15 protein-coding genes are annotated in these 16,013 nt (G+C 69.0%); 11 read left to right on the forward strand and 4 right to left on the reverse strand.

What is annotated here, in order from left to right:
- Positions 1 to 84: 84 nt before the first annotated feature.
- Entirely contained in the window at positions 85 to 1,272 is a 1,188-nt protein-coding gene (locus ABFO07_RS29595; RefSeq protein WP_059987160.1) for a glycosyltransferase, read from the forward strand.
- A gap of 85 nt (positions 1,273 to 1,357) precedes the next feature.
- Here the strand turns inward: ABFO07_RS29595 and ABFO07_RS29600 are convergent, their stop codons facing one another.
- Positions 1,358 to 2,863: a phage tail protein gene (locus tag ABFO07_RS29600; RefSeq protein WP_347469203.1), complete on the reverse strand. Its 1,506-nt coding sequence runs from the start codon at positions 2,861 to 2,863 to the stop codon at positions 1,358 to 1,360.
- Between the two features lie 230 nt (positions 2,864 to 3,093).
- Positions 3,094 to 4,101 (reverse strand): hopanoid-associated sugar epimerase, encoded by a 1,008-nt coding sequence (hpnA, locus tag ABFO07_RS29605; RefSeq protein ID WP_347469205.1) that lies wholly within the window; start codon positions 4,099 to 4,101, stop codon positions 3,094 to 3,096.
- 177 nt (positions 4,102 to 4,278) lie between these two features.
- On the opposite strand from hpnA, the gene ABFO07_RS29610 reads away from it, so the two are divergent.
- Genes ABFO07_RS29610 through ABFO07_RS29620 form a run of 3 tightly spaced genes read left to right on the forward strand, consistent with a single transcriptional unit; the run spans position 4,279 to position 5,640 of the window.
- Positions 4,279 to 4,575: an acylphosphatase gene (locus ABFO07_RS29610; protein WP_059879305.1), complete on the forward strand. Its 297-nt coding sequence runs from the start codon at positions 4,279 to 4,281 to the stop codon at positions 4,573 to 4,575.
- A gap of 7 nt (positions 4,576 to 4,582) precedes the next feature.
- The gene (gene rarD, locus ABFO07_RS29615) at positions 4,583 to 5,479 is read left to right on the forward strand and encodes an EamA family transporter RarD (protein WP_059889493.1); all 897 of its coding nucleotides are present in this window, start codon (positions 4,583 to 4,585) and stop codon (positions 5,477 to 5,479) included.
- Positions 5,437 to 5,640, forward strand: coding sequence for a hypothetical protein (locus ABFO07_RS29620; protein ID WP_059889495.1), 204 nt, complete (start codon positions 5,437 to 5,439; stop codon positions 5,638 to 5,640). The genes rarD and ABFO07_RS29620 overlap by 43 nt, the downstream gene beginning before the upstream one ends.
- A gap of 48 nt (positions 5,641 to 5,688) precedes the next feature.
- Here the strand turns inward: ABFO07_RS29620 and ABFO07_RS29625 are convergent, their stop codons facing one another.
- Positions 5,689 to 5,895, reverse strand: a complete 207-nt coding sequence (locus ABFO07_RS29625; RefSeq protein WP_059801222.1) for a hypothetical protein — start codon at positions 5,893 to 5,895, stop codon at positions 5,689 to 5,691.
- Between the two features lie 113 nt (positions 5,896 to 6,008).
- Positions 6,009 to 7,526, reverse strand: coding sequence for a peptide MFS transporter (locus ABFO07_RS29630; RefSeq protein WP_185633630.1), 1,518 nt, complete (start codon positions 7,524 to 7,526; stop codon positions 6,009 to 6,011).
- A 502-nt stretch (positions 7,527 to 8,028) separates the two neighbouring features.
- Between ABFO07_RS29630 and ABFO07_RS29635 the strand changes: the two genes are divergently transcribed.
- The 7 genes from ABFO07_RS29635 to ABFO07_RS29665 all read left to right on the forward strand — a co-directional run bounded on the left by ABFO07_RS29635 (position 8,029) and on the right by ABFO07_RS29665 (position 15,999).
- The gene (locus ABFO07_RS29635; protein ID WP_059565094.1) at positions 8,029 to 8,610 is read left to right on the forward strand and encodes a cupin domain-containing protein; all 582 of its coding nucleotides are present in this window, start codon (positions 8,029 to 8,031) and stop codon (positions 8,608 to 8,610) included.
- Between the two features lie 177 nt (positions 8,611 to 8,787).
- Positions 8,788 to 10,401 (forward strand): peptide ABC transporter substrate-binding protein, encoded by a 1,614-nt coding sequence (locus tag ABFO07_RS29640; protein ID WP_059907714.1) that lies wholly within the window; start codon positions 8,788 to 8,790, stop codon positions 10,399 to 10,401.
- Positions 10,402 to 10,412: 11 nt separating this feature from the next.
- On the forward strand, positions 10,413 to 11,351 hold the full coding sequence (locus ABFO07_RS29645; RefSeq protein ID WP_059565096.1) for an ABC transporter permease subunit: 939 nt from the start codon (positions 10,413 to 10,415) through the stop codon (positions 11,349 to 11,351).
- Positions 11,352 to 11,364: 13 nt separating this feature from the next.
- Entirely contained in the window at positions 11,365 to 12,267 is a 903-nt protein-coding gene (locus tag ABFO07_RS29650; protein ID WP_059801225.1) for an ABC transporter permease, read from the forward strand.
- A 105-nt stretch (positions 12,268 to 12,372) separates the two neighbouring features.
- The gene (locus ABFO07_RS29655) at positions 12,373 to 13,365 is read left to right on the forward strand and encodes an ABC transporter ATP-binding protein (RefSeq protein ID WP_059801227.1); all 993 of its coding nucleotides are present in this window, start codon (positions 12,373 to 12,375) and stop codon (positions 13,363 to 13,365) included.
- Entirely contained in the window at positions 13,362 to 14,378 is a 1,017-nt protein-coding gene (locus ABFO07_RS29660; protein ID WP_059879330.1) for an ABC transporter ATP-binding protein, read from the forward strand. Before ABFO07_RS29655 ends, ABFO07_RS29660 begins: the two co-directional genes overlap by 4 nt.
- Before the next feature lie 160 nt (positions 14,379 to 14,538).
- A complete protein-coding gene (locus ABFO07_RS29665) occupies positions 14,539 to 15,999 on the forward strand; it encodes an OprD family porin (RefSeq protein WP_081059847.1) in 1,461 nt (486 codons plus the stop codon).
- The last annotated feature ends 14 nt before the right edge of the window (positions 16,000 to 16,013 follow it).

Below are 16,013 nucleotides of genomic sequence, written 5' to 3' on the forward strand. Positions count from 1 at the left end.
CAATCCGACCCCGATTGCCGTTTCGGCGCCCGCCGCGGCCGGCCGGCGCGCCCGCCTGGGCGGCGCACGATGGGGGGCGTGCCGATGATGCTGGTGATCGCTTTCCTGCTGTCCTGCCTGTCGCTCGTGATCTGGATCGTCCTGCTGGCCGCGCGCGGCGGCTTCTGGCGCGCGCAGCCGGCGCGGCCGCTGCCGCCTGAAGCCCGCGGCGCGGCGGCGGAGGCCGGCTGGCCGGCCGTCGTCGCGGTCGTGCCGGCCCGCAACGAGGCCGACGTGATCGCCCGCGCGGCGACGTCGCTGCTCGAACAGGCATACGACGGCCCATTTCACTTGATCATCGTCGACGACCACAGCGACGACGGCACCGCCGACGCGGCCCGCGCGGCGGCGCTCGCGATCAACCGCGCCGACCGCCTGACCGTGCTCGCCGCGAAACCGCTGCCGGCGGGCTGGTCGGGCAAGGTGTGGGCACAGTCGCAGGGGATCGCGGCGGTGCACACGCTCGGCCTGCCGGCCGACTACCTGCTGCTGACCGACGCCGACATCGGCCATCCGCCGGATGCCGTCGCCCAGCTCGTCACGCGCGCGCAGGCCGAGCAGCGCGACCTGGTATCGCTGATGGTGCGGCTGCGCTGCGATTCGTTCTGGGAAAAGGCGCTGATCCCGGCGTTCGTGTTCTTCTTCGCGAAGCTCTACCCGTTCTCGTGGATCAACAATCCGCGCAACAAGACGGCCGGCGCGGCGGGCGGCTGCATGCTCGTGAAGCGCACGGCGCTCGAGGAGGCCGGCGGCATCGAGTCGATCCGCAACGCGCTGATCGACGACTGCAGCCTCGCCGCGCAGATCAAGCATCGCGGCGACGGCCGCCACCCGATCCGGCTCGACCTCGCCGATCGCAGCGTGTCGCTGCGCCCGTACGACAGCTGGCGCGACATCTGGAACATGATCGCGCGCACCGCGTTCACGCAGCTCCACTATTCGCCGGTGCTGCTGGCCGGCACGCTGCTCGGCATGACGATCATCTATCTCGTGCCGCCCGTCGCGGCGCTCGCGTACGGCGCGCGCGCATGGCCGGCGTGGCTCGCGTGGGCGTCGATGTGCACCGCGTATGCGCCGATGCTGCGCTACTACCGGCGCTCGCCGTGGTGGGCGCCCGCGCTGCCGCTCATCGCGGCGTTCTATGTGGGCGCGACCTTCGCGTCCGCGTGGCGCTATTGGCGCGGCAAGGGCGGGCAGTGGAAGGCGCGCGTGCAGGCGCCGGTCGACCGCTGAGGATTCGAGCCGGGGCCGCGACGCGGGCCGGCCGGAAACTAAAAGGGGCGGCGCAATGCCGCCCCTCGATGGCCCAGCCCCGCGCTTATCGCTGGGTGAGCATCATGTACATCTGGATCACCACGTCCGGCGAGAACGTGAACGGCACCCAGCCGTAGCCGGTGTGGCGCGCGACCAGCAAGCGGTCGCCGTTTGCCTGCTTCTGCACCGCCATCATCGGATTCTTCGTCGACACGAACCGCCAGCCGGCCGGGATGCCCGGCGGCGGCTCCGGCTCCATCGACGCGCGCGCGTGCGCGAGTTCCTCGATCAGCTGGCCCAGTTGCTCGGGCTGGAGCGTGATCGATTCGCCGTTGACGGTCAGCGTGATCTCGTTCTGCGACGGGCGCGCGACGTGCAGCGTCGGTTTGTTCGCTGACGCGGCGGGCACGGCGGGCGCGTCGGCCGCTACCTCGGCCGCCGGCGCGGATTCCGGCTGCGCGGCTGCGGCTGCGGTTTCGGCTGCCGCTTCGGTTGCCGCTTCGGTTGCCGCGGGGCCGTGAGCGGCCGGCGCGGCGACGGCTTCCGGCGCGTCCGCGGCTTCGACGGCTTCGACGGCTTCCACCGTTTCCACCGTTTCGCCGGCTTCCACGGTATCCACCGACACCGCACCGTTGACGACGGCTTCGACGAGCGCCTCGGCGTCGGCGATGGCCTTCTCATGACGCTGCGCGGCGGCTTCCGCTTCCGCGAGTGCCTCGGTGTGGCGCTGCGTGATCGCTTCGGCTTGCGCGGTGGCCTCGGCGTGCCGCTGCGCGGCAGCCTGGGCCTGCGCGATCGCTTCGGTGTGGCGCTGCGTGACGGCCTCCGCCTGCGCGGTTGCTTCCGCGTGGCGTTGCGCGGCGGCTTCGGCTTCGGCGACGGCCTGGGTGTGGCGCAGCGTGACGGCCTCCGCCTGCGCGGTTGCTTCGGCATGGCGCTGCGCGGCGGCTTCGGCTTCGGCGACGGCTTCGGTGTGGCGCTGCGCGACGGCCTCCGCCTGCGCGGCTGCGTCGGCGTGGCGCTGCGACGCGGCTTGCGCTTCGGCGATCGCGGCTGCGTGACGCTGCGCGGCCGCTTCGGCTTCCGCGGTCGCGGCGGCATGGCGCTGCGCGGCGGCGTCCGCCTCGGTGGCGGCGGCGTGGTGGCGTTGCGCGGCGGCCTCGGCCTCGGCGATCGCGGCCGCATGGCGTTGCGACGCGGCTTCGGCATCCGCGTGGCGCTGCGCGAGGGCTTCCGTCAGCGCGGTCGCTTCCGCGTGACGCTGCACGGCGGCGTCGGCCTGCGCGGCGGCCTCGGTGTGGCGCTGCGCGGCGGCTTGCGCCTCGGCGGTGGCTTCGGTGTGGCGCTTCAGCGCGGCCTCGGCCTCGGCGGCGGCCTGCGCATGGCGCTGGGCGGCAGCCTGCGCTTCGGTCTCGGCTGCGGCATGACGTTGGGCGGCCGTTTCAGCCTCGGCCGCGGCTGCGCGCGCGAACGCGTCGGCGCTGCGTGCCGCCTGCTGGGCGGCGCGGTGATCATGGAGGAGCTGATCGACGCCGGCGATGAGCGCATCGATCTGATCGTTCAGGTTCATGCGTGCTTTCTCTACGTAAGACCCGCGATTTTACCCGCTGCGCCGATGCCGGTCCGCGCGCGACGTGTAACAAAGTGCAGGCACAGCGTCTGGGCGCGCGCGCCTGTGGAGGCGCCGCGCCTGAATTTCGGGGGAAAAAGGGGGGCGACGCACGCGGCGCAGCGCGTGGCGCGGGAACAACGCGCGGGCGTCGGCAGCGCAGCATTCCGCCGCCTCCCGCCCGCGTCACGTCACTTCAGGTAGCCCGCCGAGCGGAACCAGTCGAGCGCGTCGCGCAGCCCGTCGCGATACGGCCGGGCGCGGTAGCCGAGTTCGCGCTCGGCCTTCGCGGACGTGAAGTACATCTTGTTCTTCGACATCCGCAGCGCATCCACGGTGACGAACGGCTCCTTCTTCGTGAACTTCGCGACCGCTTCCGCGCCGAGCGCGAGCGGGTAGAGCGGCCAGCGCGGCAGCGCGAGCGTCGGCGCCTTGCGGCCCGTCATCTGCGCGATGTCGGCCAGCATCTGCTGCAGCGGCAGGTTCTCGCCGCCGAGGATGTAGCGCTCGCCGATCCGGCCGTGCTCGAGCGCGAGGAAGTGGCCGTGCGCGACGTCGTCGACGTGCACGAGGTTCAGGCCCGTGTCGACGAACGCGGGCATCTTGCCGAGCGCCGCCTCGACGATGATGCGGCCGGTGGGCGTCGGCTTCACGTCGCGCGGGCCGATCGGCGTCGACGGGTTGACGATCACCGCGGGCAGCCCCTCGTCGGCGATCATCCGCTCGACCGCGCGCTCGGCGAGCACCTTGCTGCGCTTGTACACGCCGATCGCCTGCTCGGGCGTGAGCGGCCGGTTCTCGTCGGACGGGTCGCCCGCGCTCGTGACCTTCAGCGTCGCGACGCTGCTCGTGTAGACGATCCGCTCGACGCCTTCGGCGCGCGCCGCGCGCATCGTAGCGACCGCGCCTTCGAGGTTCGCGCGCTCGATCTCGAGCGGGTCGGGTGCCCACAGGCGGTAGTCCGCCGCAACGTGCAGCAGGTAGCGCACGCCGCGCAGCGCGCTGCGCATCGACGCCTCGTCGCGCATGTCGCCGGTGACGATCTCGGCGTCGAGGCCCGCGACGTTCGTGCGCGGGCTGGTCGGGCGCACGAGCACGCGCACCGCATAGCCCTTCTGCTGCGCGATGCGCGCGACGGCCGAGCCGACGAAACCGGATGCGCCGGTGACCAGAACGAGATCGCGGGAGGTATCAGTCATGCAAGTCCTTGTGGCCGCGCGCGGGCCGCGCGGCAGTTGTGCGTCGTGCGAGATTGTACGTGTTCGGCGCGCGCGGCGACGGCGGAGCGGCGCGCCCGCCGGCACTGACAGCCCGCCGCCGACCCGACTACAATGCCGGGCTTGGATGCAACCGGAAGCAACTGGAGGGCGACGACGATGAGCCGCGACGAACATGACGAACGGATCGAGACCTACTACGTACGGGTGCGCGGCGTCGTGCAGGGCGTCGGGTTCCGCCATGCGACGGTGCGCGAGGCGCACGCGCTGAAGCTGCGCGGCTGGGTGTCGAACCTCGAGGACGGCAGCGTCGAGGCGATGATCCAGGGCCCCGGCCCGCAGATCGACCGGATGCTCGCGTGGCTGCGGCACGGGCCGCCGGCGGCGCGCGTGACCGAAGTGACGTTCGAGGAACGGCATACCGACAAGCGCTACGAACGCTTCCAGCAGCAGTGAGCGCGCGATGACGGGGTATCCGGAGGCCGGGCGCGGCATCGCGCTGTCGGTGGCGGCGTCGATGCTGTTCGCGCTGCTGTCCGCGTATGCGAAGCTGCTCGCGCCGCTCACGGGGCTCGACATCTTCGCGTGGCGGATCCTGTGGACCGCGCCGGGCGCGCTCGCGCTGATCGCGCTGCGCGGCCGCTGGCCCGTGTTCGTCGCGCTGCTCGGGCGGCTCGTGCGCGACTGGCGCCTGTGGATCGCGCTGCCCGCGAGCGCCGCGCTGCTCGGCCTGCAGCTGTGGCTGTTCCTGTGGGCGCCGCTGCACGGGCGGATGCTCGAAGTGTCGCTCGGCTATTTCCTGCTGCCGCTGACGATGGTGCTCGTCGGCCGCTTCTACTATCGCGAACGGCTCGATCCGCTGCAATGGGCGGCGATCGCGTGCGCCGCGCTCGGCGTCGCGCACGAGGTGTGGGCGACGCGCGCGTTCGCGTGGCCGACGCTCGTCGTCGCGCTCGGCTATCCGCCGTATTTCGTGCTGCGCCGCCGGATCAACGCCGATTCGCTGGCCGCGTTCGCGCTCGAGGTGGCGCTGCTGTGCCCGGTCGCGCTCGCGACGGTCGCCGCGAGCGCGACGCCGGTGGCGAGCCGCCCGGTGCTGTGGGCGGTGCTGCTGCCGGGGCTCGGCGCGCTCAGCACGCTCGCGCTCGCGAGCTACCTGAAGGCGAGCCGGATGCTGCCGATGGTGCTGTTCGGCATCCTCGGCTACGTCGAGCCGGTGCTGCTCGTCGCCGTGTCGCTGCTGCTGCTCGGCGAGACGCTCACCGTCGCGAAGCTCGCGACCTACGGGCCGATCTGGGTCGCGGTCGCGCTCACCGCGTGGCACAGCGCGATGCTGATGCGGCGGCTGCCCGCGCGCTGAGCGTCGCGCACGCTTCGCTGCTGCATCCGGCGGCGCAGGGCGTGCGCCTGCCGCACGCGGTCGGCGTCGGGCTGGCCGCGGACGCATGCGCGCTCGGCCTGATGATGGCGCTGGCGAGTGCGGGAATGCGGATGGCGCGAGGGCGCAGTGCGGCTGCCTGAGCCGCGCGGTGTCGCGGAAATCCCGGCCTGTGCGGCGCGGGTGCGCGCCTAGTGAGGTGAGCCGATACGGGAGCGGGGCGGGTGCGGCGCGTCGTCCGTGTCCGCTTCGCTGCGCGCGTCGTCGGCGTCGTCGGCCCGTTCCGCGAGCACCGCGTCCGCCTCGGCGGCCGCCTTCGCGGCGCGCAGCGCCCGGCAGCGCTGCGCATGCCGGATATCCGACAGCACCCTCAAGAGCCGCGTCGTCTTGCTTTTCATCTGTTTCTCCTGCCTGTCGCGCGTCTCGTCGGATGCGCTCCCTGAATCCAGTGTAGGACGCGCATCCGCGCGCGGCAGGAGAATGTGGCGTGCATGCCGCACGCCAAGGGATATTACTGAGCCGCGGCGGCCACCGGCGCCTGCGCCGCCTCTTCGCGGCGCTCTTCCACGCAGCGCTGATGCTGGCGCGACAGGCGGTTCATCATCGGCAGCAGCAGCAGCGCGAGCAGCATGCCGATCGCCGCGAGCCAGCCGAGCTTCTCGAACAGCGACAGGTAGAGCGGCAGCGATTCGGTCGCCGGCAGGTCGTGCGACGGCATCTGCGCGAAGTTCGCGACCACGCTGCCCAGGTACTGCGACACGCCGGTCGCGACGAAGTACGCGCCCATCATGAAGCCGCTCATGCGTGCCGGCACGTAGCGGGCGATCATCGCGAGGCCGAGGCCGCTCACCAGCAGCTCGCCGAGCGAGTAGAGGCCGTAGCCCCACACCATGAACCACGACGACACGCGGCCGTCCACCGCGTAGCGGCCGCTGATCGTGAACACGAGGTAGCCGAGCGCGACCACGGCGAAGCCGAGCGCGTATTTCGCGGCGACCGGGAAATCGTGGCCGCGCTTCGAGATCTGGTTGTAGACGAGCACGAGCAGCGGGCTCAGCAGCATGATCCAGATCGGGTTGAGCGCCTGGAACTGCGCGGCGCTCCACGTGAACAGCGTCGTGCCGAACACGATGAAGCGCGGATCGACGTTGCGCAGCGCGAACAGCGTGAGCGACGTCGACATCTGCACGTAGAAGATGAAGAACAGGATCACCTGGCCGATCAGCACGAGCGCCGCGATCAGGCCCGCGCGCTCCGAGCGCTCCGACTTCGCGATCATGTACGCGAAGATCGCGAGGATCGCGAACGCCGCGGTCCACACGCTCGCGACCGCGAGCTGCTTGTGCTGCAGCACGTACAGCGTGACGAGCGCGAGCGCCGCGCCGCCGGCCGCGACCGCGCCGAGGCGCTTCCAGCGGATCGGCTCGTCGTCGGGCTGCGAGCCGATGTGCGCGAGCGTGCGGTGCATCAGCACGAAGTTGAGGATCGCGAGCAGCATGCCGCCGCAGCAGACCGCGAACGCGGTGTGCCAGCCCCAGTGGTCCTTGATCCACGGCGTCGCGAGCATCGACACGGTCGAGCCGATGTTGACCGCCATGTAGTAGATCGTGAACGCGCTGTCGATGCGCGCGTCGTCGCCTTCGTAGATGCGGCGCACGAGGTTCGCGGCGTTCGCCTTGAACAGGCCGTTGCCGACCACGATCACGCCGAGCGACGTGTACATGTAGGCGAGCTGGTCGTTCGGCACCGCGAGCATCAGGTAGCCGGCGCACAGCACGGCCGCGCCGATGATCATCGTGCGGCGCGCGCCGAGCACCTTGTCGCCGATCCAGCCGCCGATCGACGGCGACGCGTAGACGAGCGCGGTAAACGCGCCCCAGGTCAGGTTCGCGTGGCTGTCGGTGAAGCCGAGCTTGTCGACCATGAAGAGGACGAGGAGCGCGGCCATCCCGTAGTAGCCGAAGCGCTCCCACATCTCGATGAGGAAGACCGTCGTAAACGATCGGGTTTGTGAAACAGGTGAATGCATGATCAATCTCGGTGAGTGCGGGCGGCGCGGATCACGCGTCGCCGAGGGTCGGTCTGGCGCCAGTACGCATTGGCCGGGTAGGCGCGCGAAGGCGGCGGCGGCAGTCGGGCGGGCTGGCCCTTGCCGGGGTCAGGCGTCGCGCGCGCCGGGCGGCGAAGGGCCGCGGCCGGCGCGCGACTGGTAACGTTTACAGGGTCGACGCGTCAGGTCCGTGCCACACCGGGAAATCCCTGATGTGTCAGGAGCTTTCAGGAACATTCGTCTCTTCATGTCTTTGTAAGCTCTTGTCAAGCGACTCCGAAGAATCCCGGAGAGCCGCGTGCAGCTTGCCTGTGGAGGCGGCGAGTCTGGCAAGATAGCGCGTTTCCCGGCCTCGGCCGGGGGGTGTTTAGCCCTATACGCGCAACGCCCAGGATGTCCGTAAACCCGAAGACTAAGCTATATCGATCTAACTTAGTTATTTTCCATCAAACATTTTTTGACGACCCCTTTTCGGCCTGCTATGGTTCCCCCCACTGAAAACACACGGCCCGCCGACGCTGCCGCCGCCCTGGGCAGCAAGATCCGCGCGTTGCGACAACGACTGAAACGCACGCTCGATGAAACGGCGACAGCCGCGGGTATTTCGAAACCGTTTCTGTCGCAAGTCGAGCGCGGACTCGCGTCGCCATCGCTGACGTCGCTGGCCGGCATCGCGCAGGCGCTCGGCGTGACGGTGCAGTATTTCGTCGACACGCCGAGCGAGGAGCGCTCGGTGTGCCGCGGTGAGCAGCTGCGCTTCTTCGGGTTTGCCGATTCGGCCAACCTGTTCGCGCGGCTGACGAACGTGACCGAAGGGCGTCAGCTCGAGGCGATCCTCGTGCGGATGCCGCCCGGTCAGAAGCGGTCTGAAGTGACGACGCATGCAGGAGAGGAATTCCTGTATGTGATCGAAGGGGAAGTGTCGCTGACACTGGAAGGCAAGACATTCGTCCTGCCGGCCGGCGACAGCGCGCACTATCAGTCGACGGTCCCGCACAGCTGGGTCAACACCGCGAAGGTGGAGTCGGTGGTGGTCTGGGTCGGTACGCCGAGGCTGTTCTAACGCACGGATATTCCTTCGTTCCAGCGACGGATTATCTGTCGAAAGGAACGTAAGGAATACTAAGATGAGATACGAGATTCACGGGCCTCCCCGATCGCTGCGTTCTGCAGCGTTCCTCGCGTAACCGCGGCGTCCCGCCGCGCCACACGCACCGCACAACCACACTGAACTGTCACGATGAAATCCTTGCATGCCATGTCGGCCGTGCTGGCCGCGCTCGCCCTGTCGACGCAAACCGCATCCGCCGTTACCGTCCCGTCGAACGTCGCGCTCGCCGCGCAGCAGGACCTGACGCGTCAGGTGCCCGCCGAAGTCGAATCGCTCGATCCCGCGCACATCGAGTCGTGGACGGGCAACACGATCGGCCTCGACCTGTTCGAAGGGCTCGCGCGCATCGACGCGGCCGGCCAGGTCGTGCCGGGCGTCGCGCAGTCGTGGGAGCGCAAGACGCCGCAAACGTGGCTCTTCAAGCTGCGCCGCGATGCGAAGTGGAGCAACGGCCAGCCGGTGACCGCAGCCGATTTCGTCTATGCGTGGCAGCGCCTCGTCGATCCGAAGACGGGCTCGAAGTACACGATCCTGGTCGAGTTCGTGAAGAACTCGAAGCAGATCATCGCCGGCAAGGCCGCGCCGTCGACGCTCGGCGTGCGCGCGGTCGATCCGTACACGCTCGAGGTGTCGACCGACGTGCCGGTCGCGTTCTTCCCGGAACTGACCGCGATGGCGCCGCTCGCGCCGGTGAACAAGGACACGGTGGCGAAGTTCGGCGACGCATGGACGCGCCCGGGCAACATCGTCAGCAACGGCGCGTACCAGCTCGTCGACTGGCAGCCGAACAACCGCATCGTGATCACGAAGGACGCGAAGTACTGGAACGCGCCGAAGGTCGTGATCAACAAGGTGACGTACCTGCCGATCGAGAGCGACGAAACGGCGATGCGCATGTACCAGGCCGGCCAGATCGACTACAGCTACTCGATTCCGTCGGGCATCTTCCAGCAGGTCAGCAAGCAGTTCGGCGGCGAACTGCGCCAGGGCCTGCAGCTCGCGACGTACTACTACTACCTGAACAACAGCGATCCGGCGCTGAAGGACAAGCGCGTGCGCCAGGCCCTGTCGATGGTCGTCGATCGCGACGTGCTGACCACGAAGCTCACGCAGGCAGGCGAGAAGCCGATGTACGGGCTGATGCCGAACGGCACGAAGGGCGTGCAGTCGTTCACGCCGGAATGGGCATCGTGGCCGATGGCCAAGCGCGTCGACTACGCGAAGAACCTGCTGAAGCAGGCCGGCTACTCGGACGCGAAGCCGCTGTCGTTCACGCTGACGTACAACACCAACGATCTGCACAAGAAGGTCGCGCTGTTCACCGCGTCGGAATGGCGCACGAAGCTCGGCGTCGACACGAAGCTCGAGAACGTCGAGTTCAAGGTGCTGATGAAGGACCGGCATGACGGCAAGGTGCAGATCGCGCGCGACGGCTGGTTCGCCGACTACAACGACGCGATGACGTTCTTCGACCTGCTGCGCTGCGGCAGCTCGCAGAACACTGTCGGCTACTGCAACAAGCAGGCCGACGCGCTCGTCGACGAAGGCAACCAGAAGCTCGACGACAAGGCGCGCGCCGCGCTGCTCACGCAGGCGCACGACCTCGCGCTGAACGACACGCCGATGGTGCCGCTGTTCCAGTACTCGGCCGACCGCCTCGTCAAGCCTTACGTCGGCGGCTACTCGCTGAAGAACGTGATCGACATGCGTGCTTCGCAGGACATGTACCTGATCAAGCACTGAGCGGAGCGATCATGCTGGCCTACGCTTTGAGACGCACGTTGTGGGCGGTGCCGACGATCCTCGCGGTCGTCACCGTCTGCTACCTGCTGCTGCATTTCACGCCGGGCGGACCGTTCGATACGGAAAAGCAGTTGTCCGCCGCGACGCTCGCGAACCTGAACGCGAAGTACCACCTCGACGAGCCGCTGTGGAAGCAGTACCTGCTCTACCTGGACGCGCTGGTGCACGGCGATCTCGGCCCGTCGTTCCGCTACGTCGACTGGTCGGTGAACGATCTCGTGAAGAAGGCGCTCCCGGTGAGCATCGGCGTGGGCGGCATCTCGATTCCGATCTCGATCGGGCTCGGCGTGCTGCTCGGCACCGTCGCGGCGGTGCGCCGCGACAGCTTCGTCGACCGTTTCGTGATGCTGCTCGGCAACTTCGGCAACGTCGTGCCGCCGTTCGTGCTCGGCCCGGTGCTCGTATGGATCTTCGCGATCCTGCTGAAGACGTCGGCCGGCAACGGCTGGCTGCCGGCGGGCGGCTGGGGCGACGGCGGCTGGCAGTACCGGCTGCTGCCGATCGTGCTGCTCACCTTCATCAACGTGTCGCTGCTCGCCCGCGTGATGCGCGGCTCGATGATCGAGACGCTGTCGAGCAACTTCATCCGCACCGCGCGCGCGAAGGGCCTGCCGGGCTCGACGATCGTGCTGCGCCACGCGCTCAAGCCCGCGCTGATGCCGGTCGTGTCGCTGTTCGGCACGGTCTGCATCACGTCGATCACGGCGGCGGTCGTCACCGAATCGGTGTTCGCGCTGCCGGGGCTCGGGCAGCTCGTCGTGAACGGCGCGATCAACCGCGACTACACGCTGGTGCTCGGCCTCGTCGTGCTGACGACCGTCTGCGCGGTGCTGTTCAACCTGCTGGTCGACCTCGCGTATGCGTGGCTCGATCCGCGGATCCGTTATTGAGCGAGGCACAGCGATGACTCCGACTACTCCCGTCGTCAGCCTGCCCGCGCAGGCCGACGCGCCGCCGCGCTCGCGCTCGCCGCTCGCGCTGGCCCTCTCCCGTTTCCTGCATAACCGCGCGGCGGTGCTGAGCCTCGTGCTGCTCGTGCTGATCACGCTCGCGTGCTTCGTCGGCCCGTGGCTGCTCGCGGCCGATCCGTCCGCCAGCGACTGGGGCTCGATCAGCCTCGCGCCGACCTGGGCGAACCAGCACTGGTTCGGCACCGACGAGCTCGGCCGCGACCTGCTCGTGCGCACGCTGATCGGCGGCCGCGTGTCGATCGAGGTCGGCCTGCTCGGCACGCTCGTGTCGGGCCTGTTCGGCGTCGCGTGGGGCGCGACCGCGGGCTTCGCGGGCGGCCGCGTGGACGCCGTGATGATGCGCATCGTCGACATGATGTACGCGATTCCATACCTGCTGATCGCGATCCTGATGATGACCCTGTTCGGCCGCTCGTTCATGCTCGTCGTGCTGACCATCAGCGCGTTTTCGTGGATCGACATGGCGCGCGTCGTGCGCGGCCAGACGCTGTCGCTGCGCAACCGCGAATTCGTCGATGCGGCACGCGCGATCGGCGTGTCGCCGGCATCGATCGTGCTGCGCCACGTCGTGCCGAACCTGCTCGGCGTGGTCGTCGTGTACGCGACCGTGTCGGTGCCGAACATCGTGCTGACCGAATCGGTGCTGTCGTTCCTCGGCCTCGGCGTGCAGGAGCCGATGACGAGCTGGGGCGTGCTGATCCAGGACGGCGCGCAGAAACTCGAATCGATGCCGTGGCTGCTGCTGGCCCCGGCCGTCATGCTGTGCGTGACGCTCTACTGCGTGAACTTCGTCGGCGACGGCCTGCGTGACGCGCTCGACCCGAAGGATCGCTGAGATGAAACGACCCCCACACTCGCTTCGTTCGCTCGGGAGGGCGCAGCCCCCCCGTCTCCCCCAGGCGCTTCCATCGAAGTGCGTAGCGGCCCGGCGGAGGCTGACATGACTGCACTACTCGAAGTCGACAACCTCGGCGTGCGCTTCACGCGCAAGGATGCGCCGCCGATCGACGCCGTGAGCGGCGTGTCGTTCTCCCTCGAGGCCGGCAAGACGCTCGGCATCGTCGGCGAATCGGGCTCGGGCAAGAGCCAGACCGTGATGGCGCTGCTCGGCCTGCTCGCCGGCAACGGCACGACGAGCGGCGCGGCGCGCTATCGCGGCGAGAACCTGCTCGCGATGAATACGCGCGCGCTGAACGCGGTGCGCGGCGACCGGATCGCGATGATCTTCCAGGATCCGATGACGTCGCTCAACCCGTTCCTGACGATCGAGCGGCAGATGACCGAAACGCTGCAGCTGCATCGCAAGCTGTCGCGCAAGGAGGCGACCAGGCGCGCGATCGAGGCGCTCGAATCGGTGCGCATTCCCGACGCAGCCCGCCGCATCCGCATGTATCCGCACGAGTTCTCGGGCGGCATGCGGCAGCGCGTGATGATCGCGATGGCGCTGCTGTCCGAGCCGGAAATCCTGATCGCCGACGAGCCGACCACCGCGCTCGACGTGACCGTGCAGGCGCAGATCATCGACCTGCTGCGCGAGCTGAACCGCGAGCGCGGCACCGCGATCGTGCTGATCACGCACGACATGGGCGTGGTCGCAGGCCTCGCCGACGACGTGATGGTCATGTATGCGGGCCGCACCGTCGAATACGCGCCGGCCGATTCGATCTTCGCGGCGCCGTCGCATCCGTACACGATCGGCCTGCTCAACGCGCTGCCGCGCCTGACCGACGCCGCCGATGCGCCGCTCGTCGCGATTCCGGGCAACCCGCCGATGCCGGGCACCGCGCCAGCCGGCTGCGCGTTCGCGAAACGCTGCGCGTATGCGGAGGGCCGCTGCGGCAACGCGCGTCCCGCGCTCGAAGCGTACGGCGCCGGCGGCGCGGTGCGCGCATGCCACCGGCCGGTGGCGGAACTGACCGGAGGGCTGCGATGAGCGACATCGATCTGGCGCAACGCGGATCGGCGGACGCGCTGCTGTCCGTCCAGGATCTGAAAGTGCATTTCCGCGTGCCGCTCGGCGGCTATCCGTGGTCGCCGAAGGGAACGCTGCGCGCGGTCGACGGCGTGTCGTTCGACGTGAAGCGCGGCGAGACGGTCGGGCTCGTCGGCGAATCCGGCTGCGGCAAGTCGACGCTCGCGCGCGCGCTGATCGGCCTCGTGCCGATGACGGCCGGCAGCGTGAGCTGGCGCGGCCAGACGGTCGCGCCGAACCATTTGCGCGGCACCGCGATGCGGCGCGAAGTGCAGATGATCTTCCAGGATCCGCTCGCGTCGCTCGACCCGCGCATGACGATCGAGCAGATCGTCGCCGAGCCGCTCGTCACGCACCAGCCGGGCATCGGCCGCACCGAGGTGCGGCGCCGCGTGGTGTCGATGCTCGAGCGGGTGGGCCTCAATGCGCATCATCTGCTGCGCTATCCCCATGAATTTTCCGGCGGGCAGTGCCAGCGCGTCGGTATTGCGCGCGCGCTGATCGGCGAGCCGAAGCTCGTGATCTGCGACGAACCGGTGTCGGCGCTCGACGTGTCGATCCAGGCGCAGATCGTCAACCTGCTGCGCGACCTGCAGCGCGAACTGTCGTTGTCCTATCTGTTCGTCGCGCACGATCTCGCGGTGGTGAAGGCGATCAGCCAGCGCGTGCTGGTGATGTACCTCGGCCGCGTGATGGAGTTCGGCGCGCGGCACGACGTGTACGGCGCGCCGCAGCACCCGTATACGCGCGCGCTGCTCGACGCGGCGCCGACGCCGGAGCCGGCGCGCGAGCGCGCGCGGCGGCCGATGCTGCTGGCGGGCGAGATGCCGTCGCCGCTCAATCCGCCGTCGGGCTGCGCGTTCCGCACGCGCTGCCCGGAGGCGATCGACGCGTGCGCGCAGGACATCCCGCGGCCGGAAGTGCGGCACGGCTCGCCCGCGCGCGTCGCGTGCATCCGCGCGGGCGCGGGCTGACATACCCGGATAAACAAGCAGGCAGGTCGACAGGGGCAGGTGCGGCGCGAAAGATCTTCGCGCCGCGGGTACAGGCGCGTCCTTAGCCGGGCGCGCCGGGGTGGGACCGGGAGCGGATCGCGACCGGCGCAGACGACATCAACACAAGAAGAGAACCACGATGACTAAATACAGGACGATCGGAACGACATCGAAGATGCTGCTTGCGTGGGGACTCCCGGCACTGGCCGGCGTCTCGCTGACGGGCATGGCTTACGCGGACGACGCGGCTCCCGCGCCGCTGACGGTGGCGCAAGCCGCACCGGGTGCGACGGTCGCGCAGGCCTCGACGCCGAACGCGATCATCAACGCCGAGGCCACGCAGGCCGTCACGCCGCCGGACGAGCCGTCGGCGCAGTCGAAGTCGAACGGCTTCATCGCCGACAGCCATCTGAACTTCCTGTTCCGCAACTACGCGGACGTGCTCGACAACAAGGGCGGGCCGCACCGCCATGCGTGGGTCCAGGGCGCGATGGCGAACTACGAGTCGGGCTTCACGCAAGGCCTGATCGGCTTCGGCGTCGATGCATCGGTGTATGCGGCGTTGAAGCTCGACGGCGGCAAGGGCGGCGGCAACATGGTGCACATCGCGAAGGGCGGCGGCGGCTCGAACCAGCTCGCGTGGGCGTATCCGGGCATCTACGACGTGAAGGCGCGGATCTCGAACACGGTGGTCAAGTACGGTCTGCAGGCCGTCGACAACCCGTTCATGGAACAGCACGACAACCGTGCACTGCCGCCGACGTTCCTGGGCGCGACGCTCGTCAGCAACGAATTCAAGAACGTGATGCTCGAGGCGGGCAGCTTCACGAAGACCGACGCGCGCGGCCACACGACGCTGACCAACCTGACGAGCCAGTACGGCGGCACGCGCATCGACCGGTTGACCTACGCCGGCGGCACGTGGGACTACTCGCCGGACGGCGAGGTCGCGCTGTACGCGAACCAGGCGGACGACGTGTGGCGCCAGTACTACGCGTCGATCAAGCACAGCATCGGCAGCCCGAAGACGGTCAAGTGGACGGGCTTCGCGAACATCTACTCGACGCACGACACGGGCGACAAGCGCCAGGGCGAGATCAACAGCAACGCGTACAGCCTGTCGCTGGCCGCGCAGCACGGCCCGCACGAGCTGCTGCTCGGCTACCAGGAGGTGCTCGGCGACCAGTTCTTCGACTACCTGAACGAGACGAACGGCATCTTCCTCGCGAACTCGATGGACGTCGACTACAACGCGCCGCACGAAAAGTCGCTGCAGCTGCGCTACACGTTCTACGGCAAGGACGCGGGCCTGCCGGGCTTCAAGGCGATGGTGTGGGGCGTGACGGGCTGGGGGGCGGACGGCGGCAAGATGGCGTCGCAGGATCCGACCAAGTCGAGCATCTACTGGGTCAACGGCGCACCGGTGCAGGGCCGTCACCACGAGTTCGGCTTCATCCCGTCGTACACGTTCCAGAGCGGCAAGCTGAAGGACACGAAGGTCACCTTCATCGCGATGTGGCACGTCGGCTCGACGCACTCTTCGGATGCGACGAACCGCGAATACCGACTGGTCGTGAACGTGCCGGTGAAGGCGTTCTGAGCGGAAGGTTCGAC

This window comes from Burkholderia stagnalis (assembly GCF_039848545.1).
GTDB lineage: Bacteria > Pseudomonadota > Gammaproteobacteria > Burkholderiales > Burkholderiaceae > Burkholderia > Burkholderia stagnalis.